23 protein-coding genes are annotated in these 23,513 nt (G+C 60.7%); 14 read left to right on the top strand and 9 right to left on the bottom strand.

Going from position 1 to position 23,513, the window contains the following annotated elements:
• The first annotated feature begins 57 nt into the window (after nt 1-57).
• A complete protein-coding gene (locus AX768_RS27465) occupies nt 58-660 on the top strand; it encodes an NADPH-dependent F420 reductase (RefSeq protein WP_062003210.1) in 603 nt (200 codons plus the stop codon).
• Nucleotides 661-703: 43 nt separating this feature from the next.
• Here AX768_RS27465 and AX768_RS27460 read toward each other — a convergent pair whose 3' ends face one another.
• Complete coding sequence (locus AX768_RS27460; protein ID WP_082779146.1) at nt 704-1,684, bottom strand: sugar ABC transporter substrate-binding protein; 981 nt, start codon at nt 1,682-1,684, stop codon at nt 704-706.
• A gap of 154 nt (nt 1,685-1,838) precedes the next feature.
• Nucleotides 1,839-2,750, bottom strand: a complete 912-nt coding sequence (locus tag AX768_RS27455; protein ID WP_062003209.1) for a LysR family transcriptional regulator — start codon at nt 2,748-2,750, stop codon at nt 1,839-1,841.
• Between the two features lie 176 nt (nt 2,751-2,926).
• Between AX768_RS27455 and AX768_RS27450 the strand changes: the two genes are divergently transcribed.
• The 3 genes from AX768_RS27450 to AX768_RS27440 all read left to right on the top strand — a co-directional run bounded on the left by AX768_RS27450 (nt 2,927) and on the right by AX768_RS27440 (nt 6,747).
• Nucleotides 2,927-3,796 carry an NAD(P)-dependent oxidoreductase gene (locus AX768_RS27450; protein WP_062003208.1) on the top strand — a complete coding sequence of 290 codons (870 nt, stop codon included), beginning with the start codon at nt 2,927-2,929 and terminating at the stop codon, nt 3,794-3,796.
• Between the two features lie 20 nt (nt 3,797-3,816).
• Nucleotides 3,817-5,328 carry an aldehyde dehydrogenase family protein gene (locus tag AX768_RS27445; protein ID WP_062003207.1) on the top strand — a complete coding sequence of 504 codons (1,512 nt, stop codon included), beginning with the start codon at nt 3,817-3,819 and terminating at the stop codon, nt 5,326-5,328.
• Between the two features lie 75 nt (nt 5,329-5,403).
• A complete protein-coding gene (locus AX768_RS27440; protein ID WP_062003206.1) occupies nt 5,404-6,747 on the top strand; it encodes a DUF3100 domain-containing protein in 1,344 nt (447 codons plus the stop codon).
• 56 nt (nt 6,748-6,803) lie between these two features.
• On the opposite strand, the gene AX768_RS27435 is transcribed toward AX768_RS27440, so the two are convergent.
• Complete coding sequence (locus tag AX768_RS27435; RefSeq protein ID WP_062003205.1) at nt 6,804-7,745, bottom strand: LLM class oxidoreductase; 942 nt, start codon at nt 7,743-7,745, stop codon at nt 6,804-6,806.
• Between the two features lie 167 nt (nt 7,746-7,912).
• Between AX768_RS27435 and AX768_RS27430 the strand changes: the two genes are divergently transcribed.
• From AX768_RS27430 to AX768_RS27415, 4 genes are read left to right on the top strand one after another with little or no spacing between them, the layout of a single operon-like run.
• Nucleotides 7,913-8,665: an SDR family NAD(P)-dependent oxidoreductase gene (locus AX768_RS27430; RefSeq protein WP_062003204.1), complete on the top strand. Its 753-nt coding sequence runs from the start codon at nt 7,913-7,915 to the stop codon at nt 8,663-8,665.
• Nucleotides 8,666-8,720: 55 nt separating this feature from the next.
• The gene (locus AX768_RS27425; protein WP_062003203.1) at nt 8,721-10,040 is read left to right on the top strand and encodes an MFS transporter; all 1,320 of its coding nucleotides are present in this window, start codon (nt 8,721-8,723) and stop codon (nt 10,038-10,040) included.
• Between the two features lie 27 nt (nt 10,041-10,067).
• A complete protein-coding gene (rhmD, locus tag AX768_RS27420) occupies nt 10,068-11,246 on the top strand; it encodes an L-rhamnonate dehydratase (protein ID WP_062003202.1) in 1,179 nt (392 codons plus the stop codon).
• Between the two features lie 17 nt (nt 11,247-11,263).
• Nucleotides 11,264-12,046: an SDR family NAD(P)-dependent oxidoreductase gene (locus tag AX768_RS27415; RefSeq protein WP_062003201.1), complete on the top strand. Its 783-nt coding sequence runs from the start codon at nt 11,264-11,266 to the stop codon at nt 12,044-12,046.
• On the opposite strand, the gene AX768_RS27410 is transcribed toward AX768_RS27415, so the two are convergent.
• Nucleotides 12,040-12,993, bottom strand: coding sequence for a LysR family transcriptional regulator (locus AX768_RS27410; protein WP_062003200.1), 954 nt, complete (start codon nt 12,991-12,993; stop codon nt 12,040-12,042). The two genes, AX768_RS27415 and AX768_RS27410, sit on opposite strands and share 7 nt — an antisense overlap.
• 148 nt (nt 12,994-13,141) lie before the next feature.
• Here AX768_RS27410 and rhaM point away from each other — a divergent pair, with 148 nt between their 5' ends.
• From rhaM to rhaS, 6 genes are all read left to right on the top strand, one after another.
• Complete coding sequence (rhaM, locus tag AX768_RS27405; RefSeq protein WP_062003199.1) at nt 13,142-13,456, top strand: L-rhamnose mutarotase; 315 nt, start codon at nt 13,142-13,144, stop codon at nt 13,454-13,456.
• A gap of 67 nt (nt 13,457-13,523) precedes the next feature.
• Nucleotides 13,524-14,414 (top strand): amidohydrolase family protein, encoded by an 891-nt coding sequence (locus AX768_RS27400; RefSeq protein WP_062003198.1) that lies wholly within the window; start codon nt 13,524-13,526, stop codon nt 14,412-14,414.
• Between the two features lie 11 nt (nt 14,415-14,425).
• Nucleotides 14,426-15,949 (top strand): sugar ABC transporter ATP-binding protein, encoded by a 1,524-nt coding sequence (locus AX768_RS27395; protein ID WP_062003197.1) that lies wholly within the window; start codon nt 14,426-14,428, stop codon nt 15,947-15,949.
• Nucleotides 15,949-16,989 carry an ABC transporter permease gene (locus AX768_RS27390; protein WP_062003714.1) on the top strand — a complete coding sequence of 347 codons (1,041 nt, stop codon included), beginning with the start codon at nt 15,949-15,951 and terminating at the stop codon, nt 16,987-16,989. Before AX768_RS27395 ends, AX768_RS27390 begins: the two co-directional genes overlap by 1 nt.
• Nucleotides 16,982-17,941 carry an ABC transporter permease gene (locus AX768_RS27385; RefSeq protein ID WP_062003196.1) on the top strand — a complete coding sequence of 320 codons (960 nt, stop codon included), beginning with the start codon at nt 16,982-16,984 and terminating at the stop codon, nt 17,939-17,941. The genes AX768_RS27390 and AX768_RS27385 overlap by 8 nt, the downstream gene beginning before the upstream one ends.
• A gap of 117 nt (nt 17,942-18,058) precedes the next feature.
• Nucleotides 18,059-19,084 carry a rhamnose ABC transporter substrate-binding protein gene (gene rhaS, locus AX768_RS27380; RefSeq protein ID WP_062003195.1) on the top strand — a complete coding sequence of 342 codons (1,026 nt, stop codon included), beginning with the start codon at nt 18,059-18,061 and terminating at the stop codon, nt 19,082-19,084.
• A gap of 177 nt (nt 19,085-19,261) precedes the next feature.
• Here the strand turns inward: rhaS and AX768_RS27375 are convergent, their stop codons facing one another.
• The 5 genes from AX768_RS27375 to AX768_RS27355 all read right to left on the bottom strand — a co-directional run bounded on the left by AX768_RS27375 (nt 19,262) and on the right by AX768_RS27355 (nt 23,389).
• Entirely contained in the window at nt 19,262-19,576 is a 315-nt protein-coding gene (locus AX768_RS27375; protein WP_056364829.1) for an H-NS family nucleoid-associated regulatory protein, read from the bottom strand.
• Between the two features lie 401 nt (nt 19,577-19,977).
• The gene (locus AX768_RS27370; protein WP_062003194.1) at nt 19,978-20,223 is read right to left on the bottom strand and encodes a hypothetical protein; all 246 of its coding nucleotides are present in this window, start codon (nt 20,221-20,223) and stop codon (nt 19,978-19,980) included.
• Between the two features lie 201 nt (nt 20,224-20,424).
• Nucleotides 20,425-21,414, bottom strand: coding sequence for an LLM class flavin-dependent oxidoreductase (locus tag AX768_RS27365; protein ID WP_062003193.1), 990 nt, complete (start codon nt 21,412-21,414; stop codon nt 20,425-20,427).
• 129 nt (nt 21,415-21,543) lie between these two features.
• Nucleotides 21,544-22,356, bottom strand: a complete 813-nt coding sequence (locus tag AX768_RS27360) for a phosphate/phosphite/phosphonate ABC transporter substrate-binding protein (protein ID WP_062003192.1) — start codon at nt 22,354-22,356, stop codon at nt 21,544-21,546.
• Nucleotides 22,357-22,372: 16 nt separating this feature from the next.
• The gene (locus AX768_RS27355) at nt 22,373-23,389 is read right to left on the bottom strand and encodes a fatty acid desaturase (protein WP_082779109.1); all 1,017 of its coding nucleotides are present in this window, start codon (nt 23,387-23,389) and stop codon (nt 22,373-22,375) included.
• Nucleotides 23,390-23,513 lie beyond the last annotated feature (124 nt).

Here is a 23,513-nt window from a genome sequence, read left to right as displayed (position 1 = left end):
CCGGTCACTCCATTCCATATTCGGAGCCCGTAGGGCGTATTAATCGAAGGAGAATGTATGAGCTACGCAATCATCGGCTTCGGCAAGATCGGCCAGGCGCTTGCCAAGGCGTTTGCCCGAAGCGGCATCGAAGTATCCGTTGCAACCACGCGCGACCCGGAAAGCTTTGCATCCGCCGCGGCCGCGATCGGACCCATGATCATTCCCAAAAAATTGGAGGAAGCGGTCAAGGCGGACATCGTATTCTTGGCTGTGCGTTTCGAGTCGCACCGGGATGTCGCGAAGGCGCTGTCCACCTGGCAGGGCAAGACCATCGTCGATGTGACCAACGCCTATGGCGTGCCGCCCGAGGAACTGGAGGGACAACCTTCTTCCAGGGTCGTCGCGCAGGCCTTCACTGGCGGAAGACTGGTCAAGGGTTTCAATCATCTGGGCGCGGCCGTCCTTGACCAGGATCCGGCCGTACAGGGTGGCAGGAGAGTCGTGTTCCTGGCGAGCGACGATGACGGCGCAGCAGCGAAGATTGGTACGGTTGCGGAAGATCTCGGTTTCTCGCCGATCAAACTTGGCGGCCTTTCGGAAGGTGGACTGCTTGTGCAGGCGCGCGGAAATAGCTGGGGTCAACTGATCTTCAAGGACCTGGTCAAGTTCGACGGATGAATTCCATGGGTGATGCAACGTTCGCTGGAACGGGTTGCATTGCTCACTTCGCCTTGTCCTGCCCCAGCATCTTCTGCGCTTGCGCCGCGTTCTCCTTGCTGACGAGAATCGAAGGCACGTATGTCGCGGGCGGTATCGTGCGATCGCCCGCAAGATACCGTGCGACGTTGTCGACAGCCGTCTTGCCGATCAAGTAAGGCTGTTGTGCGACCACGGCCGCTGCGCTTGAACGCGCGTCCTTCACGAGCGCGACTGCTTCGGGACTTCCATCCACGCCATAGGTCCGGATCTCGCTGCGGTGCGCTGCATCCACCGCTTGCGTGGCGCCTACTTGCGGCCCGTCCCATGCGGCCCAGATCGCCTGCACGGTTCCCTTCGGGTACTTTTCAAGCAGCCTCGCAACCTGCTGACGTGCGTTTTCCACCGTATTCGGAATGACTTCGTGCAACTCGGGTTCGATGATCGTGATCTTCGGATACCACCTCAGCACAGCGCGCAGCATCTCGTAGCGGATGGCATCGACCGGCGTGTTATAGAAGCCATTGAACACCATGATCTTTCCTTCACCGCGAAGATCGTTGGCGAGCTTCAACGCCAGTTGCTCGCCAATATAAAAGTTATCCGATGTCGTGACGTTGATGCTCGACGGACTGGCGGTATCGACGGTGAAAAGCGGAATGCCTGCCTCGCGAATCTTCTTGAGGTACGGTTCGAGCAGCGCGGCCGAACCAAGCTGTTCGATGATCGCATCAGGCATCTGCCCGGTCAGCGCCTGCAACTGCTCGACTTGCCTGCTGTCTTCGCGGCCCGCGTCCATGGGAATGGGCGTGCCGCCAAGCCGTTTCACTTCATCGATTTGTCCCCGGTAAGCCTTCAAATCCCAGTAGTGTTCCGTGCCGGCCACGCTGATGCCGATCCGCTTTCCCTTGAGCGTTGGCGCGCTGTTCGAATTAGCGTTGGGATCCGCGGCGAGGGCGCCATATGGCTGCAATAGAAGCACGGTCGCAATGAAGATGCCGCACATCGTGCTGCATCTTCGAAGCATTGCGTTGGTCTTTGTAGTGTCGAGCTTGGTGACCATGTTGAATCGTTTTGACTGAGTTAATGAAGGACATAAGAACTAAACACTAGGTGCCCTGGATGCTCATTTTAGATTCATCAACAACCACGACCGCCCTTTAACGAAACGCTCTCATTTGCGAGGACATCAACTGCAGCATCTTGTTCGATGCCACCGACAACTTCCTTCCTGCACGCGTGACCAGGTGCGCTTCGGCCTTCTTCAGTATTGGATGATCGATTTCGATGGCGAGCAGTTCGCCCGCTGCCAGTTCGGTCGTCACGGCGAACGCAGGCAGGACAGCGAGACCCAGGTTTGATTTTGCGAACTGCTTGAGGATGTTGATGGAGTTGGTCGTGACAACGGGATCGAGCCTGACCTTTTCCGCGAATTCGACGGCCTGGAGCATCTGCCGCGTGCCGTAGGTCGCATGTGTTGCCGCCAACGGATAACCCGCCAGCTCTTTGACGCTCATGGTTTTCTGCTTGCTGGAACGAATGAACTTCGGATTGACGATGGCCATCATCGGTTGCTGCTTGATCGCGCGCGACACGATCTTGGGTTCGCCCGGCGGGTTATAAACCAGTCCGATCTCGCCTTCGTCTTCGGAGATTCTGCGCATGACGTCGTTCGTGCTGCCGAGATCGAGGTTGATCTTGATCCCGGGGTAAAGCCTGCAGAAATGCTGCATGGGTCCGGCCAGGACGTCGGAAACAAAACCTTCTCCGAGCACGACACCGACCGTTCCTGTTCTCAACCCGCGCAATTCCTGCAGACGCGAGATCAGGTCGTCCTTGTGCGCGAGTTGCTCGCGGAAGTATTCGATCAGGATCTGGCCGGCCTCCGTGGGCCGCACGCCGCGTGCGTGCCGCTCGAGCAATGCCGCGTCCAGTTCCGTCTCCAGCAAGCCGATTTGCCGGCTCACCGCCGAAGGCGCTACGTCGAGCCAGTCGGCGGCGGCGCGGATCGTGCCGCATCGGACCGCCTCGAAAAAATAGACGATTCTGCTTTCGGTCAGGTTGTCGGCCATGGCGTGGTTTTCCAGCGCGCGCTTCGAGGGTGAGTGTTCTAAAAATCAGAACGATATCAATATTGGCGTTGATTGATTATAGGGTCTTGCCGACCGAAGATAAGCCTTCCAAACACGCTCGACGACGGACAGACCTTTTCTCTCCGGCCGGGGCGTATTCCCGATGGAGTGGATTTATGCAGACGGTTGGTGTGGTGGGATTGGGGAACATGGGGCGCGGCATGGCGCTTTCGCTCAAACGCGGCGGTTATGCCGTGCTTGGATTCGATGCGGCGCCCGGTGTCGCGGCCGCGCTCGAAGCCGAGGGTGTCTCGCCGCGCGCGTCCATTGCCGACATCACGCGGGACGCGGATGTGCTGGTCTTGTCGCTGCCGACATCGGCGATCGTGGAAGCGGTCGTACTCGGTGAAGGCGGAATTGCCGCGCATGGAAAGGCGGGGCTCATCGTTGTCGATACAACCACGGCCGAGCCGAACAGCACGCGCAAGGTCGCGGCTGCGTTGGCGGAGCTGAAGATCGGTTTCGTCGATGCTCCCGTGAGCGGCGGTCCGAAAGGCGCGGCAACTGCAACCATGACCATGGTTCTCGGCGGTTCGGAACAGGCCGTCGCGGCGGTCGAGCCGATCCTCGCCGTGATGAGCGCGAAGCGCGTGCATGTCGGCCCGGTCGGCGCGGGGCACGTCACGAAGATCATCAACAACTTGCTGACGGGCGTGCATCTGCTCGCAACGAGTGAAGCGGTGCGCGCGGCAAAGGCCGCCGGCGTGGATCCGGAGAAGCTGGTCGAAGCGCTCAACGGCGGTTCGGGCCGCAACAGCGCGACGCTCACGAACTATCCCACGTGGATCTTCACCGACACGTTCGATTCCGGTTTCACCATGAAACTGATGCGCAAGGACGTGCGCCTCGCGATGGACTTGCTGCGCGCTCAGGACATCGATGCACCGGTCGCCACGGAAGCAGGGCGCTTGTGGGCGGAAAGCGAAAAGACCATCGGCGATGCGGAGGACTTCAATCGCATCGTGCAATTCATCGAACCAAAGTAAGCGAATTCCGGAGAATCAAAATGGATGACAACGCAGCAGAAAACCTGTTGGCCGCCTTCGCGCATTTCTTCCCGAACGCAAAGACAATCGGATCGTATGTTGGCGGTGAATTGATAGAAGGAACGGGCGAACTGATCCAGCTCTACGATGCCGCCACCGGCAAGCCGAGCCTTTCGTACAAGGATGGCGGCGCGGCCATCGTCGATATCGCCGCGGATGCTGCACAGCGCGCGCAGAAACAATGGTGGGCGATGACGCACGCCGCACGCGGGCGCGTGATGTTCGACATTGCGCGCGAGTTGCGGCGCGATACCGAAAACCTCGCGCGCCTTGAATCGATGGGCTCTGGCAAGCCCATTCGCGATTGCCGTGGCGAAGTCGCCAAGGTCGCGGAAATGTTCGAGTACTACGGCGGCTGGGCCGACAAGTTCTACGGCGACGTGATCCCCGTTCCGACATCGCATCTGAACTACACGCGTCGCGAACCGGCGGGCACCGTCTTGCAGATCACGCCCTGGAACGCGCCGGTCTTCACATGCGGATGGCAACTTGCACCGGCCATCTGCATGGGTAATGCAGTGTTGCTGAAGCCGTCGGAGATGACGCCTTTTACGTCGCTCGTCGTTGCCATGCTCGCGGAAAAGGCGGGTGCGCCCAAGGGCTTGATCAACGTTCTCGCAGGTCTTGGACACACCGTTGCGCAAGCTGCAATTGCGCACAAGGCAGTGAAGAAAGTCGTGTTCGTCGGTTCGCCCGCGACCGGCGTGCGCATTGCAGAAGCGGCGGCCAAACGGGTGCTGCCCTGCGTGCTGGAACTCGGTGGCAAGTCGGCCAACATCATCTTCGCCGATGCCAACCTGAAGCACGCCGCGCTGACCGCGCAAGCCGCGATCTTCGCCGGAGCCGGCCAGAGTTGCGTGGCGGGATCGCGTCTCCTGGTCCAGCGTTCGGTCTATGACGAGTTCGTCGGCATGGTCGCAGCGGGCGCGCGCAAGATCAAGGTAGGTCTTCCGCTCGATGACGCCACCGAAGTCGGCCCGATCAATAACGTCACCCAGTACAACCATGTGATGAAGATGATCGCAAGCGGCGTGGAGGCGGGTGCAACGCTCGCAGCGGGATCGGCTGAGCGATCCGATGGCGGCTACTTCGTCTCGCCGACGGTGCTGTCGAACGTCACGAACGAAATGGATGTGGCGCGCACGGAGATTTTCGGACCGGTGGTGGCCGCCATTCCGTTCGATACCGAAGAAGAGGCGCTTGCCATCGCGAACGATACCGAGTTTGGTCTCGCCGGCGCGGTGTGGACCAACGACGTGGGCCGTGCTCATCGCGTGGCGGGTCAGGTCAATGCCGGAACGTTCTGGATCAATGGCTATAAAACCATTAATGTCGCGTCTCCGTTCGGTGGCTATGGTATGAGTGGATACGGACGTTCGAGCGGCGTGGAAGCGTTGTACGAGTACACGCAGACCAAGAGCGTGTGGGTTGAAACGGCTAAAGAACCGGCAACTGCATTCGGCTATCTTTGAATTGTTTTATAAGGCAACATGCCTTCCCGCGTTGGACCGAAGCGGGAAGACAAGAGGACATAAAGGAGAAAAACAATGGCAAGCACGGTGGCTGCGCAACAACGGGGCAGTGATGGCTTGAGGAGCGCGAAGCTCTTCTTTTATGCAGCAGTCATCCTGCTCATTGCCGAATTCATCGGCTCGTTCACGTTCAAGGTCGGGCCGGGAAAAGTCGTTCTTCTCCCCATGATCTGGGCGCTTCTTCTCGGCGCCGCTCTAGGTCTGGCAAGTGGCCGATGGAGCGGCGCCGCGCGGCTCGACGTCAAGACGCAGTTCCTCGCGGCGGCCGTTTTGCAGCCTGCGCTTCTCTTGTTTGTCGCCAAGCTGGGATTGCTGGTGGGCGGTGCGTTGCCGAAGCTCGCCGCGTCGGGCTGGGCGCTGGCGTTCCAGGAGCTCGGGCATTTCGTCGGGACCATCCTGCTCGGTTTGCCGCTTGCTTTGCTGCTCGGTATCAAGCGCGAGGCGATCGGCGCGACCTTTTCCGTGGGGCGCGAACCGAGTCTTGCGATCATCGGCGAAAAGTACGGCATGGACTCGCCGGAAGGTCGCGGCGTGCTTGCCGAGTATCTGACGGGGACGGTCTTCGGCGCGGTGTTCATCGCGATCTTTGCGGGCTTTGTCGCAAGCCTGAACATCTTCCATCCGCTTGCGCTTGCAATGGGTTCGGGTGTTGGGTCGGGCAGCATGATGGCCGCCGCATCGGGTGCAATCGCCGCACAGCAGACGCCCGAAATGGCGAAGGCCGTGCTGACGTTTGCCGCCGCGAGCAACCTGATCACGACGACCGTCGGCACCTACTTCACGCTCTTCATTTCGTTGCCGATGGCCGTGTGGGGATACCGCATTCTCGAGCCGCTGATCGGGCGTACGAGCAAGGCATCGGATGCATCGAAGGTCATTGAAGACGAGCGTCCGAAGCTCGGCGATGTCGAAACCGCCGCGCCCGAGCTGGGTTATCGCGGGAAGCTGGTCGCGTGGGGCGTGACGGCGGTGTTCGCACTCGGTTGCGACTGGATCACGCACGGCACCACGCCGTTTTCCGGTTTCCCCGGCATGTTGATCATGGTGCTTGCGACCATTGTTGGCGACGCCATCTACACAGTGAGCGGACGCAAGATCCCGGCGGTCTGCTGGGTCTCGATAGTCGCGATGTTCCTGACGTCACCGTGGTGTCCGTGGGCGTCACAGATATCGGCGTACAGCGCACAGAACGATTTTCTCAGCATCACCACGCCCATGTTGACCTTTGCAGGCCTCTCGATTGCCAAGGACATCCCCGCGTTTCGCCGGCTGGGATGGCGCATCGTGCTGGTTTCGTTCGTGGCGAATGCGGGAACGTTCCTGGGCGCGACGCTGGTGGCGCAGTTCTTCCACGTCTGAGCGTTCGAACACCCTTACTTCGACGCCAGATACCGCTGCGGCGAATCCCCGCCGCCTCACGCCCGGATCTGAAACTCAGGCAGTACCTCCGCCGCGAGTTCTTCAAGAATCTCGCGCGTTGGGCGCTTCGATGCCTGCAGGTTCAGCGTGACGTGATGCGTGCCGTTCTCGCGCATCTCTCGCAGAATCCTGATGAGATCGTTGCTCCCCGTCCGGTATCCCAGCGAGCGAGGCTCGGCGGCTTCGTTTCGATCGGCGGCGAGATCGAGCCCCATCGCCACGCCGAACGCCCGAAACTCGCCCGGCGCGACGCGATCGACCGCCGCCCTCCACATGCTGTACCTCGCGCGCTGCTTTTCCGGCTCTCGGTGATACGTCATCCAGCCGATCGCATTGCGTGCAATCCAGTCGACGCTCTGGCCGCCTGAACCGACGGCGATCATCGGAACGGGTGTCGCCGATGTTGGTAACAGGAAGAATCCGGGCGCGTCCGGCGGCGACTGGTCCGGAATGACCCTTGGTTCGCGGCCAATCGCGGCCGCGACCGTATCCCAATGCCGCCGATACACCTCCCGCCGCTCGTTCGCATCGATGCCAAACGCCGCGTATTCATGCGGACGATCGCCGGAGCCAAGGCCCAGGATGAATCGCCCTCTACTCAGTGTGTTCACCGATATCGCACCCTTCGCGATATGAAGCGGATGCCGCAGCGTCAGCACGATTGCGCCGCTGGCGAGCGCGATGTTCTTGGTGTGCGACGCTACCGCGCCAAGCAATACCCAGGGATCGAGATGCCCGACCGGGTCCGGGTAGTCGCTGCTGTTCAACGGCACGTCGCGCACCCACAGCGCGGCGAAGCCAAGCTCGTCTGCGAGGCGGGCCAACGCGATCTGTTCATCGAAGTCGGCTACGGCGTTGCCCGACGACAGCATCGGCAGGGTCAAGCCGATTGAAAGCCGCCCCTCGGCAAACACCGTGTGTTCGATGACTTCCGGCATGTCCACTCCGCATGTTGTTACCCTGACTTCCGAGTAGTGACAGCGATGCTATCACCGCGCTGCGATCCGCTTTCGCTATCGCATCATCGAATACTCGGATTGTTCGGCTATGACTTGGCCCCTATAGTGCTTGCAACAGCAGAAAACATCCAACACAAGGAGACACGATGAACCAGATCGATCTGGCCGGACGGACCGTTGTGATTACCGGCGGCGCACGCGGTATCGGTTATGCGGTGGCGCAACGCGCGCTGGCTTCGGGCGCTGAAGTCGCGCTGTGGGACATCGATTCCGAGCGGCTCGAACGCGCCCGTGGCGAACTGTCGAATGGCGGCAAGGTGAGCGTCGCCGTGGTCGAACTGACCGAGGAAACATCGGTTGAACAGGCGGTTCAGCAGACGCTGGAAGCGCATCGCAAGATCGACGTGCTGATCAACTGCGCCGGTATCACGGGCGGCAACGGCACGACATGGGAACTCGCGCCCGATGTCTGGCGCCGCGTGATCGACGTGAACCTGATCGGCCCGTATCTCACCTGCCGCGCAATCGTGCCGCATATGCTGAAGGAAGGGTATGGGCGTATCGTGAACATTGCATCAGTGGCCGGCAAGGAAGGCAACCCGAACGCATCGCACTACAGCGCTTCGAAGGCGGGTCTTATCGGACTGACGAAGTCGCTCGGCAAGGAACTCGCCACGCGCGGCATTCTCGTGAATGCCGTGACGCCGGCTGCTGCCAAGACCGAGATCTTCGATTCGATGTCGCAGCAGCACATCGACTACATGCTCTCCAAGATCCCGATGAACCGCTTCCTTCTGCCGGAAGAAGCGGCGTCGCTGATCCTGTGGCTCAGTTCCGAGGATTGCGCATTCAGCACGGCGTCGGTGTTCGATCTGTCGGGCGGACGCGCGACTTACTAAAGCTTTGTGCTTCACGCGGGCGTTGCTCGCGACATAACAATATCCGGAGACACGCATGAGCGATCCCGCAAATGCGGAGGACGCCGTCACCGCTCGCGTGATGCGTCGCCTGCTGCCGTTCCTGTTGCTGATGTACATGCTTGCGTTCCTCGACCGGGCGAACATCGGCTTCGCACAGAAAGCGCTTCAGCACGATACGGGTTTGTCGAACGCCGCGTTCGCATTCGGCGCGGGTGTGTTCTTCGTGGGTTATGCACTCTTCGAAGTGCCGAGCAACCTGCTGCTGCATCGCGTGGGCGCGAAGCTCTGGATGTGCCGGATCATGGTGACATGGGGGCTTGTGTCGGCGGCAATGGCGTTCGCGCATACGGCCACGGCGTTCTACGTCTTGCGCTTCATGCTCGGCGTGGCGGAAGCAGGATTTTTCCCCGGCATCGTCTATTACCTCACGCGATGGTTTCCGCAATCCGCGCGTGCAAGGGCGTTGGGCGTGTTTTATTTCGGCGCGCCGCTCGCGTTCATCTTCGGCAGTCCGCTGTCGGGCGCGTTGCTCGACCTTCACGGCGCGCTCGGATTTGCCGGTTGGCAATGGCTCTTTCTGGTCGAAGGTGTGCTGGCATCGCTCGTGGGAATCTGGGCGTTCTGGTATCTCGACAACGATCCGTCCAAGGCGCGCTGGCTCGATGCAAACCAACGCAGCCTGCTGATCGCGCGACTCGACCAGGACGCGGCGACCGCATCCGCGCATGGTCCGCGTTCCGTGTTTGCCGCGCTGGTCGATCCGCGCGTGCTGATTTTGTCGGCGGTGTATTTCCTGATCCAGATGTCCGTGTATGGCGTGATCTTTTATCTGCCGCAACAGGTGGCCGCGCTGATGGGCGCGCATGTCGGCGCCAAGGTCGGCTTCGTGACGGCGATTCCGTGGCTGTGCGCGGTGCTCGTCACGTGGATCGTGCCGCGTTACGCGGATCGTCACGCGCAGCACAGGCGTCTCGCTGTCGTGATGCTGGTCGTGGCGGGATTGGGTATCGCGATCTCGGGGCTCGCGGGCCAGCCGCTGATTTCGCTGATCGCCCTGTGTTTTGCCGCAAGCGGACTGATTGCCGCGCAGCCGCTCTTCTGGACCTTTCCGACGCATTATCTGACGGGCGCTGCGGCGGCGGGCGCGATTGCGCTGATCAACTCGCTCGGCGGCCTCGGCGGTTTCGTCGCGCCGATGATCCGTACGAGCGCCGAGCGTTTCTACGATTCAACGAGCGCCGGCCTCGTGCTTCTCGGCGTCGTTGCCGTGCTCGCCGCGATAGCCATCATCGTGTTTGTGCGACCCGCGCGGACATCTGCTTACACACCTGGCGAACGCGCCAAAGCATCCTGAACACCAGAACTTAAACGGAGTCCGATCATGTCCATGCCTACCATTCGCCACGTCCGCGCGTTCACCGTTCGCGGCGGCGGCGCCGACTACCACGACCAGGGCGCCGATCACTGGATCGATGACCACGTCTCCACGCCAATGGCGCGTTATCCCGAGTACAGGCAAAGCCGGCAGTCGTTTGGCCTGAACGTGCTCGGCTCGCTGGTCGTCGAGATCGAAGCAAGCGATGGAACCGTCGGCTTTGCAGTGACCACGGGCGGCGAGATCGGCGCGTTCATCGTGGAGAAGCATCTGGCGAGATTCCTTGAAGGCCAGCGCGTGACGGACATCGAAAAGATGTGGGACCAGATGTATTTCGCCACGCTCTATTACGGGCGTAAAGGTATCGTGCTCAACGCAATATCAGGGGTGGATCTTGCGCTGTGGGACTTGCTTGCGAAGGTGCGCAAGGAACCGGTATTTCACCTCTTGGGCGGACCCGTTCGCGACGAACTGCAATTTTATGCAACGGGCGCACGTCCGGATCTGGCGAAGGGGATGGGGTTTATCGGCGGGAAGATGCCATTGCAACATGGGCCTGCCGAGGGCGAAGAAGGGCTCCTGAAGAACATTGCCAAGCTCGCCGATATGCGCGCGAAAGTGGGCGACGATTTCTGGCTGATGCTGGATTGCTGGATGAGCCTCGACCTGAACTACGCCACACGTCTTGCGCATGCAGCGAAAGAGCATGGCCTGAAGTGGATTGAAGAAGCGCTGCCGCCCGACGACTATTGGGGTTACGCCGAACTGCGCCGTTCGGTGCCGCGCGGCATGATGGTGACGACCGGCGAGCACGAAGCCACACGCTGGGGTTTCCGTATGCTGTTTGAAATGGGTTGCGCCGATCTCGTGCAGCCCGATGTGGGCTGGTGCGGCGGCATCACGGAACTGATCAAGATCTCGGCGCTTGCCGACGCGCATAACGTGCTTGTCGTGCCGCATGGTTCATCGGTATATAGCTATCATTTCGTGGTCACAAGACATAACTCGCCGTTCGCCGAGTTCCTGATGATGGCGCCCAAAGCCGATGAAGTCGTGCCCATGTTCAACCCGCTTTTGCTGGATGAACCCGTGCCCGTGAATGGCCGGATGAAGGTGCCGGAGACGCCGGGTTTCGGCGTGCGGCTCAATCCCGAATGCACGCTGACGCGTCCTTATACACACTGAGCCTATTGAGGTTAATCGTGCTGCTCGAGAACAAAGTGGTGATCGTGACCGGCGCATCGCGAGGCATTGGCCGCGCGATCGCGGTGGCGTGCGCGAAGGAAGGCGCGGACGTCGTGCTGAATTACTGGGGCGATAACGACCGCTCATACGGACGTTTATCCGCTGTGGAAGAAGTCACCGGCGAGATCGAACAACTCGGCCAGCGTGTGATTGCGGTGGAAGGCAATGTTGCCGAGCGCGAGACGGGTATCGAACTGGTGAAGCACGCTGTCGATGCATTCGGTCACGTGGATGTCCTCGCAAGCAACGCCGGCATCTGCCCGTTTCATGCATTCCTGGACATGCCGGCGTCGGTGTATGAAGCGACGGTCGGCGTGAACCTGAACGGCGCGTTCTATGTCACGCAGGCGGTAGCGAACCAGATGAAGTTGCAGGGAACGGGCGGCGCGATTGTCGCGACGAGCTCGATCAGCGCACTGGTTGGCGGCGCGATGCAGACGCATTACACGCCGACCAAGGCGGGCGTGCATTCGCTGATGCAATCGTGCGCGATCGCGTTGGGACCTTACGGCATTCGCTGCAATTCGGTGATGCCCGGCACGATCGCCACCGACCTGAACGCCGAAGATCTAGCCAATTCCGAAAAGCGCGCCTACATGGAAAAGCGCATTCCGCTGGGACGTCTGGGTCAGCCCGACGACGTCGCACAATGCGTGACGTTTCTCGCGTCCGACCGCGCCCGGTACGTGACGGGTGCATCGTTACTGGTAGATGGCGGTTTGTTCGTCAACCTTCAGTGAGTTTCAGTGAATGAACCCGCCGAGTATTTGCGCAGCAATGCAATGCAGTATTCGGCGGGTTCGCTGAGCGTTTCGTTTTTGCGTCGCAGAAGGCCGAAGCCCGAAAGGCTCTTGCCGATTTCAATGGGCAGTTCGACCAGCAGATGCGCGCGCAAATAGTCGCGCACCACTGATTCAGGCAGCATCGCCACGGCGTCGCTGTTTTGCAGAAGCTGCAACGTTGCGAAGATCGATGCGCATTCAACTATGTTGGAAGGCGATGCAAGTTTTGCACGAGCAAGCTCTTCTTCGAACAAGGCGCGAGCAGGGCTCGTGATGGGCTGCAGTATCCACGGCCATGAGATCAGCGCATCAAGTGAAAGCGATGCCTGTTTGCCCAGCGGGTGACCGGCGCGCACGACAAGACGCATCGCTTCACGGGAAAGCGGTTCGAAATCGAAGTCGTTGTGTTGCAGCGGCGTGGTGAGGCGGCCGAGCGCAAGATCCACTTCCCGACGATGCAGCAGTTGCACGACCTGGTCGCTGGTTTCGCCAAGAATGCGGACATTGAGCAGCGGCCGTTCGCTTTTGAGTTCCGCAATGGCCATGGCGAGCACATCGGGCGCGGCGCCCATGATCGCGCCGACCGTGAGTTGTCCGTGTCCGCCGCGCCGCTTGCTTTCCAGGTCGGCGGCAAAGCGGGTGAGGTCGGCAAGCGAGCGGCGCGCGTAGGCGAGCGTGGTGACGCCAAGCGGCGTGGGCTGCATGCCGCGCGCGTTGCGCTCGAACAGGAGGAAGCCGAACGCTTCCTCTATGTCGCTCAGCATGCGGCTGGCGCTGGGTTGTGCGACGTTGATGATTTCGGCCGCCTGATGCAGGTTGCGGGCGTCATCGAGCGCGACCAGCAGCGCAAGGTGCTTGAATTTGAGGCGATTGACGAGGGCGATCTGGGACACGTTCTGGGTCATTGGCACTCCGCGAGGAACTCCGGCCTGCGATTCGGTTTTGCGATCGGCTGATCCTGACTTCGGATTGTCATGTTATCAGTCGGCGAATTATAGTCGTAGCCAAACGACGCTACGCCGTAGCTTCAACACTTATAAAAGGCAAGCCGCAATGGAGACGATTGCGTTCAGGATGACCCTCAAGCCGGGCATGCGCGATGAATACGAGCGGCGTCATCGCGAGATCTGGCCCGAGCTGGTGGAAGCCTTGCGGCACGCCGGCGTGCGCGACTACTGGATCTTTCTCGACGAACCCACCGGCCAGCTCTTCGCCACGCTCAAGCGTGCGGCCGATCACGGCATGGACGCGCTGCCCGATTTGCCCGTGATGCGCAAATGGTGGGACAGCATGGCCGAACTCATGGAAACGAATCCCGACCGCTCGCCGGTGCAGGCCGCGCTCGTGCCGGTTTTCCATCTTCCCTGATTACGCCCGGTATCTACAGTCAATACGCTTTGGCTCGCTTTCAGCTTTTCGGCACGAGGACATATTCATGCAGGTTGTCGATCCGCACATTCATCTTTGGGATTTGAAGACGCATCACTATCCGTGGCTGGCAAGCCCGGGAAAGTCGTTCGTGGGCGACGCACGCGACCTGAAGCATGACTATCTGATCAAGGATTATTTGAGCGAGACGGGCTCGGTGCAGGTGCTGAAGACCGTGCATGTGGACGCGAATCACGATCCGGACGACCCCGTCGAAGAGACGCGCTGGCTGCAGCAAGTCGCCGATAACGAAGGCCGCGGCTTGCCCAACGCAATCGTGGCGGGCGCGGATCTGTCGGCGGAAAACGCGCATGAAATTCTCGAGGCGCATGCGGCGTTCAAGAACACGCGCGGCATTCGCCAGATATTGAACGTGCATTCGAACCCGCTCTACAACTACGTAAGCCGGCACTTCATGCGTGATGCGCAATGGCGCACGAATTTCGCGCTGTTGAAGCAGTATTCGCTGTCCTTCGATCTGCAGCTCTACCCGTCGCAGATGCATGAAGCGGCTCAGTTGGCGCAAGAGCATCCCGATACGCAGTTCATCGTGAACCATGCGGGCATGTGCGTGGATCGTGATTCCGCCGAAGGCAAGGCCGAATGGCGTGACGGCATGAAAGCGTTGGCAGCACGCCCGAATGTAGCGGTAAAAGTCAGCGGCCTTGCAATGTTCGATCACGAATGGACCGTGGAAAGCTTTCGTCCCTACGTGCTCGAAACCATCGATACATTCGGTTGCGACCGGTCGATGTTCGCATCGAACTTTCCGGTGGACCGGTTGTTCGCCACGTATGAAGGACTGTGGAAGGCGTATGCGTCTATCGTGAAGCATTTCAGCGATACAGAAAAAGATGCGCTCTTCAAAAGCAACGCAGAGCGAATCTATCGCATCTGAAGGAGACAGGCATGAGCACGAATCAAACGCCTCGGCTGGAGTTGAGGCACGCGAGCAAGTCGTTCGGGCGCGTGCGCGCGCTCGGCGACGGCAGCCTCGCGTTATGGCCAGGAGAGGTGCACGCGCTGCTTGGCGAAAACGGCGCGGGCAAGTCGACGCTGGTCAAGTTGCTTGCGGGCGTTTATCAGCCGGACTCGGGCGAATTGCTCGTCGACGGCGTGGCGCGCACGTTCGCGAATCCCGCTGAAGCACGCGACGCAGGCCTTGCCGTGATCTACCAGGAACCGACGCTGTTCGCGGACCTTTCGATCGCCGAAAACATCTACATGGGGCGTCAACCGCGCGATCGCATCGGACGGATTCGTTACGACGAGATGAATCGCGAAGTCGATGCACTGCTGCAATCGCTGGGCGTCAATCTGCGTGCTGAACGTCTGGTGCGCGGTTTGTCGATCGCTGACCAGCAAGTGGTCGAGATCGCCAAGGCGCTGTCGCTCAATGCAAACGTGCTCATCATGGACGAACCCACCGCGGCGTTGTCGTTGACGGAAGTCGAGCGTCTGTTTGCAATCGTGCGTGCATTGCGTGAACGCGATGCCGCCATCTTGTTCATCACGCATCGGCTCGATGAAGTCTTTGCGCTGACGCAGCGCCTGACCATCATGCGCGACGGCATGAAGGTTTTCGACTCGATGACCACCGACATGACCATCGATTCCATCGTGAGCAAGATGGTTGGACGCGATCTCGATACGTTCTATCCGAAAGCCGATGTTCCGCCGGGCGAGGTTCGTCTTTCGGTGCGAGGCCTCACGCGCGACGGCGTCTTCAAGAATATTTCCTTCGATGTCCACGCGGGCGAGATCGTCGCTTTAGCGGGACTGGTCGGCGCGGGGCGCAGCGAAGTCGCGCGGGCAATCTTCGGTATCGATCCGGTGGATGCGGGTGAAGTAAAGATCGCGGGCAAGACGCTGCAACTCGGCCGTCCGCAAGCCGCGGTTCGCGCGGGACTCGCGCTTGTTCCCGAAGACCGACGCGCGCAGGGCCTGGCTCTGGGGCTGAGCATTGCGCGCAATGCGTCGCTCACTGTACTTGGCCGGCTCGTCAAGCACGGGCTGATCTCGGCGCGTAGCGAGACCAATCTCGCCTCCGATTGGGGCAAGCGCCTGCGTCTGAAGGCGAGCGATCTGGATGCGCCCGTCGGCACGCTCTCGGGCGGCAATCAACAAAAGGTCGTGCTCGGAAAGTGGCTTGCCACAGGCCCTAAAGTGCTGATCATCGATGAACCGACGCGCGGTATCGACGTCGGTGCAAAAGCCGAAGTCTATAAGACCCTTGCCGATCTGGTCCGTGAAGGCATGGCGGTCCTGATGATTTCCAGCGAGTTGCCGGAAGTCCTCGGCATGGCCGACCGCATCCTGGTGATGCACGAAGGCCGGATCAGCGCCGACATTCCACGCGCCGATGCCAACGAAGAACGCGTGATGAGCGCGGCGCTCGGCGCTTTGCCATCGACGCTAGGGAAGGCCGCATGATGACCCGACATTCTCCCGCGATGCCGGCCGTGCACGCACCCAAACCGAAGCGCCGCAATGTGCTCGCGGAACTCGTTCGCAGCCGCGAGGCGACGCTGTTTGTCGTGCTGATTGCGTTGATAGCGGCCACCGCAGCAGTCAAACCCGAGTTCCTCAATCTGCAGAACCTGCGCGACGTATTGCTCAACGTATCGATCATCGGCTTGCTGACCGCCGGCATGACGGTCGTGATGCTGATGCGGCACATCGATTTGTCGGTGGCGTCGGTGGTTGGCGTGAGCGCATATTCCGTCGGCGCGCTTTATGTGATGTTCCCGCATATGCCCATCATCCTCGCGATGCTTGCAGGGATCGCGATCGGCTTTTTGATCGGCGCGGTGAACGGGACGCTCGTGACGTTTGGGCGTGTGCCGTCTCTGGTCGCGACGCTGTCCACGTTGTACATCGTACGGGGTGCCGATTACGCGTGGGTCCACGGCGGCCAGATCAACGCAACGAGCCTGCCCGATGCCTTCTCGCGCATCGCCACGGGCACGCTGCTGGGCATTCCGAATCTCGTGCTGATCGCAGTGGTGGTGCTTGTCGTGATCGGCATCTACCTCAAGCAATATCGCGGTGGCCGCGAGCATTACGCGATCGGCTCCAACCCCGAGGCCGCGCGTCTCGCGGGCATCCAGGTCGAGCGCCGCGTGATGATCGGTTTTCTGTTGTCGGGCGCGATTGCGGGTCTGGCAGGGGTTTTGTGGCTCGCCCGTTTCGGCACCGTCGATGCCAGCACGGCGAAAGGCATCGAGTTGCAGGTCGTGGCTGCGGCGGTCGTCGGCAGCGTCGCGATCACGGGCGGCGTGGGCACGATCATGGGCGCGACCCTCGGCGCGCTCGTGCTGGGCGTGATCAATATCGCGCTCGTGGTGCTACGCGTGTCGCCGTTCTGGCAACAAGCAATTCAAGGCGCGCTGATCGTTGCGGCGATCGCGCTCGACACAATGCTGGCGCGTTCCGTCGCACGGCGCATGATGAGGAAACGCGATCATGGCTAAACCCGATTCTGCACTCGCGCTGACCAAGCGGCGCCATCTCTCGTGGGAGACCATGCTCGTTGCGGTCCTCGTGCTCGCGCTGGTCCTGGGCCGCGTGTTGTCGCCCGAGTTTTTATCGAGCGCCAATCTCTCCAACATGCTCGCCGACTTCACCGAGATCGCGCTGATCGCCTTGCCGATGACGCTGATCATCGTCGCGGCCGAGATCGATTTGTCGGTGGCGTCGGTGCTCGGCGCATCGAGCGCACTGATGGGCGTGCTCTGGCACATGGGCCTGCCGATGCCGCTCGTGATTGCCATCGTAATGGTTGCCGGGACGCTCGCCGGGCTCTTCAACGGCCTCGTGATCGTGCGCTTCAACCTGCCTTCGCTTGCGGTCACCATCGGCACGCTGGCGCTCTTTCGCGGGCTTGCGTACGTGCTGCTCGGCGATCAGGCCGTGGCCGATTTCCCTGCCTCTTACACATCGTTTGGCATCGACACCATCGCCGCTTTCCTGCCGATGCCTTTCGTGCTCGTGATCATCGGAGCGATCGTTTTTACCGTGCTGTTGCAGGCCACGCCTTTCGGCCGCAGCCTCTACGCGATAGGCGCAAACCCGGTTGCGGCGCAATTCTCCGGCATCGATGTAGCCCGTACAAAGATCAAGCTGTTCATGCTCTCTGGCGCGATGAGCGCGCTCGCCGGAATTGTCTACACGCTGCGTTTCACGAGCGCGCGCGGCGACAATGGCGAAGGCTTCGAGTTGTCCGTGATCGCGGCCGTGCTGTTCGGCGGCGTGAGTATTTTCGGCGGAAGAGGATCGATGATCGGCGTGCTGTTGTCGTTGCTGATCATTGGTGTGCTGCGCAATGCGCTGACTTTGTCCGACGTCTCCAGCGAAACGCTGACCATTGTGACCGGCGGCCTGTTGCTGTCGTCGGTGTTGATCCCGAATCTTGTTGCACGTTGACGTGTCATGCGCGAAAAGCGCCTGATGACGCAGACGCTTTGATGAAAGTTGGCTTTTTAAAACCAGCGTGAAGACTCCAAAAAAACGGAGCGGCGCGCGACATCAGGAGACACAAGCATGTTCAAACCCTTTCACTCACTTCGCGGTCCGGTGCTATGCGCCGCACTGATCGCGATCTCCGCGGCGGCCACAGTGCCGATCAGTGCGGCCGCCGCTGATCTGAAGAAGGACCTGAAGATCGCCTTCTTGCCGAAGCAGATCAACAACCCGTATGAAGTGATCGCCGATGAAGGCGGCCTTGCCGCAATCAAGGAGATGGGCGGGCAGGGCAAGGTGGTCGGACCATCGGATGCGGGCGCGTCGTCGCAGGTGCAATACATCAACACGCTGATCACGCAACGCCAGAACGCGATCGTGGTGGCCGCCAACGATGCAAACGCAGTCGTTCCGTACCTGAAAAAAGCGATGGCGCAAGGCATCAAGGTCGTGACGTTCGACTCCGATACTGCGCCCGACGGCCGCCAGATCTTCGTGAACCAGGCGAACTCGGAAGCGATCGGCCGTGGACAGATCCAGCTATTGTCGAAACTGGTGGGCGGCGAGGGCGAGTTCGCGATTCTCTCGGCCACGCCGAACGCGACCAACCAGAACACCTGGATCAAGTACATGCAGGAGGAGTTGAAGAAGCCTGAGTACGCGAAGCTGAAGCTCGTGAAGATCGCCTACGGCAATGACGACGACCAGAAATCGTTCGTCGAAACGCAGGGCTTGCTGCAGGCATATCCGAACCTTAAGGGCATCATTTCGCCGACCACTGTGGGTATCGCGGCAGCGGCGCGTTATATCTCGACGTCGCCGGCCAAAGGCAAAGTGATGGTCACGGGCCTCGGCACACCGAACCAGATGCGCGCGTTCGTGAAGAACGGCACCGTCACGGCGTTCCAGTTGTGGGACCCGGGTCAACTCGGTTATCTCGCGGCGTACGCGGCAGCCAACCTCGCGTCGGGCACGATCACCGGGAAGGAAGGCGACAGCTTCGAAGCGGGCAAGCTCGGCAAGCGCACGGTAGGCAAGAGCGGTGAGGTCGTACTCGGACCGCCGACGACGTTCGATTCATCGAATATCGATAACTTCAACTTCTAGAGCGTTTGGCAATAGCCGCTGCAAACGCCCTTCGGGGCGTTTCAGACGGTTTAATGAAAGTAGATGGTTCCACCGTGGACAAGGCAACGCCGTCCCTGGTCAGTCTGCAGGTTGCAGCCTGACACGCCTGAAGCCCGCAGTCCCGAAGCGACTAATCCAGCGACTGAGCCAGCAGCTTCAAACCCTGTAGAACTCTATATCTTGCCCGGCATGCACAGCGCGTTTGAGCCACTCTGGCATTTCACCTTCTCCGTCCCACGTGTCGCCGCTTGCATTCCTGAATACCGGCGTAGCGCCGTTGGCGTTCTCAGGCATTTGAGGCATGGAAGGTAGCGCGCGCTTTGTGGCGCTCGAACTCTTCGTCAATGGGGGAGGAGTAACAGAAGCCTGCGCTTCGGCCAATGCTTCGGCCAGTGCTGTTTCGGAAATGCCAAACTCAGCCATTCGGCTGCGCAAATAGGCAATGATGCTGTCTCGCTTTCTTTCGTCCACGGCTGTCCTGATTCAGCTTTTACTTTCTTGAAGGCGAGCCATCTGCCCGCGCGGACCGGGGCGGCTCGAGGAATAAGTGGGTTGACTAAAATCGTGGCGCGCTGAATGGCACGCGTCAATTAGTGTAATACCGCAAATCGCCGCCTTACTCGCAACAACCAATAATGGGTTGCTGCGAATGCGGTTCTACAAACTGGTTACTGTGGTTGAGATCGGTGCAAAGCGATGAGTTGCCGATTCAGCGGCTGAAAGCTCACGACCAGATCGGTGCACGACTGGCGGCTGGTCTTGTTTCAGAAACACCTTCGACCCAGCCGCGCATTTAACAATTTGTCCCGACACCCGCGGGCGCCACGAGGAAATGATAGCGCCGAATGCCGCTATTGTATGCCTAAATCATTTTAGCGATTATGTTGCTCGCCTGGCAGTTCCGCGCCATGCGCGCGAATTGCAGCAATCAGTTCCGCCGGCGTGATTTCATAACGCACTTCACGATGAATGCCTGCCTTCCGTTCGTCGACTTCAATCAGTAGAACAGCCTTGCCATCCGCAGCCGGCTCGAGACGCAACGTACGCACTTCCTGACCGGTTGCCTCATCACGCTCCGTCAGCAAGGTCATGGATCCTGTGGCGGGACTTCTGGCCATTCTCTCTCTCCCTTCCAATAATCCGACAGCTTGTTGTCGAGACCCTTCGTCAACGCGTCAGGCACTAAAAACGGGCATTGCGCGCCGGGTCGTGAGGTCACTGACCTTATTATTGCTTGTCAAAACGATACCCGTCCAGTATTGAACGCGGGTTCGCTGCGCCGCGTTCCATCCTGAAAGAACGCAGCCCGAAGTGATGCTTTACGACGACAATGCGGCGCGTGCCTGCGCCGTGATTTCGAACGAGCGCAGCCGCGCAGCCTGATCGTAGATTTGCGCGGTGACCATCAGTTCGTCGGGCTGCGTCTGTTCAATCAGCGACGCCAGTCCTGCTTCCACTTCCCGCTGGTCGCCGATTACCGAACATGCCAGTGAATGATCGACGCCCGCGCGTTCTCCGTCGTTCCACGGAATCTGTTTCACGGGCGGGGGCAACTGACCCGGCGTGCCGCGGCGCAGGTTGATGAACTGCTGCTGCAACGATGTGAACAGGAACTCCGCCTCGGCGGTGGTATCGGCGGCGAAGACGTTGACGCCGACCATCGCGTAAGGACGATCCAGTTGCTTAGATGGGCGGAATTGCGACCGGTAGACCTGCAGTGCTGTCAGCAGGTAATCCGGCGCGAAATGCGAGGCGAATGCGAACGGCAGCCCGAGCGCGGCGGCGAGCTGCGCGCTGAACGTGGATGACCCCAGCAGCCAGATCGGCACTTCCAGCCCCGCGCCCGGCACCGCGCGTACGCGCTGGCCTTCGACCGGTTCGGCGAAATAGCGCTGCAGCTCGACCACGTCGTCGGGAAAACTGTCGGCGCTGCCGTGCAGGTCGCGACGCAGCGCGCGAGCCGTCGTCTGGTCGGTGCCGGGCGCGCGGCCCAGTCCCAGGTCGATGCGCCCCGGAAACAGCGACGCGAGCGTGCCGAACTGCTCCGCGATCACGAGCGGCGCGTGGTTCGGCAGCATGACGCCGCCGGAGCCGACGCGAATCGTGCTGGTGCCTGCGGCAACGTGTCCGATCACAACCGATGTCGCGGCGCTCGCAATGCCCGTCATGTTGTGATGTTCGGCCAGCCAGAAGCGCAGGTAGCCGAGTTTTTCGGCGTGCTGGGCGAGCTCGCGTGAATGTTGAAACGCATCGGCGGCGGTCGATCCGACGGGGATCGGTGAGAGGTCGAGAACTGAAAAGGGGATCATTGCGGCTTCCGTGACTTCGAGCGGGCGGCTGTGCGTGCGGCGGACGAAAACACACCGTGAGCGCGCACCGCGAACGCGTGGCTAAATGCCGATTGTGCCGAAAGTCTTGAAAGTCTGCCGTGACCGCCCTCAGGCGAGGCGAGGGTAGCCGTGCCTCGCGGCGTCGGATTCGAGATCGATGATCGCCGAATAATCGCTCAACTGACGCTGCGCGAAGCCGCCGAGTTTGAGGCGCGTTGCCAGCGGTGCATCCTGGGTGAGGGCGCGGGAAAGAGCGGTTCGAAGCGCATCGATTCCATCCGCCGGAACCCTCTTCGACGCAATCAGCGGCAAGCCCGGCGACGAGGCCGTCACGCCAATCTCGATGACGCCATCGGCGAGTGCTGGAAGATGTTCGCGCACGAAGGCGAAGGTCACGCAGTCGATGGCGGCAATGTCGGCACGATCGTCGGCAAGCGCTTTGAGCGACGCCAGATGCCCTCCGGTTTCGACCAGCGACGAGAAGAACGCACGGCCATTCGCGAATGGCGCAACGGCGTGGCGCAGCAGGTTCATGCCGCTGTTGGAGTCGTCGCTGTTATAGGCGGCGCGCTGGCCTCGACTGGATTCGAGCGATGTCACGCTCGCCGCCTTGCGCGCGACCAGCACGCTTCGATAATCCCCGTTCGCGCAGCCATCGATGGAAAAAATCGGGGTCGCGACTAGCTGCACGCGGCCGTCAAGCGCGTGCATCAGCGGATAACCGCAGGTCTGGGTAAGGAGCACGTCGTCGCGCAGCCAGAATTCGGTCAGCGATGTGTCGGGATCGACCAGCTCCAGCGTATCGCCGCGAGCGTCGAGCCACGGCCGCAGTTGACTGCGCACGTGTTCCAGCAGCACGCGCCAGTCCCCGGCGAGCGTTGGTGTGACGTTGTACATCGGTAAAGCCGCAAGCCATTTCATGCAGGTTCGTTGTCCCTTATACGGCTTGCGCGACTCCGGATTTTGCGTCCTTGGCAGCTGCGAGTTCGGCGAGCGCGATCTGATCGGCGCGGGCATGCAGCGGATGCAGCGCCGGCGCTACCGGTTTTACGCCGTGCCGGACCATCCATTCCTGATAACCCCGCACGATAAAGCCGCCGTTTCGCTGCAAGTAAGCATCGCGTTCGTCATGATAGATCGCCGATAACGCGAACCACGGCGCGCCCGGCAGATCATGATGGACCGAGTGGAAGTTGTTGTTCAGGAACAGCAGCCGCCAGAACCACGATGCTTCGTTGATGACGGTGCGTTCACTGATTTTATCGGCTGCGCGGTGTTCCTGGAATGAGCGGATTGCGCTCAGGGCCAGCGCCGGGTATCCCACGCCGAAAACGAAAACGAGAGGACTGATGCCGCAATAACGGTCGAGCCACGTGACAAGCAGACCGAGCAGCACGAGATGGAGCGCCCATGCGCCAGCCATCCGGGCGTTGCCGCGCGCAATTGCGACCATTGCCGAACCGAGCGTCGATGCAATCGAAAACCAGGGCGCGAGCACAATGCGTCCAATGAACGTGTTGCGAAACGTGAGCAGGCCACGCACGATGAACCCCGCGTCGCGCCAGCGTTCCGCCGATACAAAATAGGTTTCCGGATCCAGATCGGGATCTGTGAGATGAACGTCGTCGTGATGGCGCAGATGCGACTCGCGATACACCGCGTACGGAAACCACACCGCGAGCGGCGCAATGCCGAACGACGCGTTGAGCAACGGAAAGCGGGTCGGATGGCCGTGCAGCAATTCGTGCTGCAACGAAAGATAAAGGCAGGAAAGCACCGCAAGGATCCCGACGGCGAGCGGCACGCCAAGGGCGCGTGCATTGAGCGCCGTGCCAAACCATCCGCCATACAGGGCCACGATCAGGAGCCACGTGGGCCATTCGCTGCGCCAGCGCCATGAAGCGCGAAGCTGATGGATGGTGCGGCGTTGGGCGTCGTCGATATAAATACTCATGGGAATTCGGTGACGGATCGAGCCACGATCTTAGCGTCGCGTCGCCCCCGGCCAAACCAAGCGATTCCGCTAAGCTTGTTCCCATGCGATGAATCTGATTATCACGGTGTTGACGCACTCCACA

Source organism: Burkholderia sp. PAMC 28687, from assembly GCF_001577465.1.
In the GTDB taxonomy this organism is placed as follows: domain Bacteria; phylum Pseudomonadota; class Gammaproteobacteria; order Burkholderiales; family Burkholderiaceae; genus Caballeronia.
This window is presented reverse-complemented; position numbering and strand designations above follow the sequence as displayed.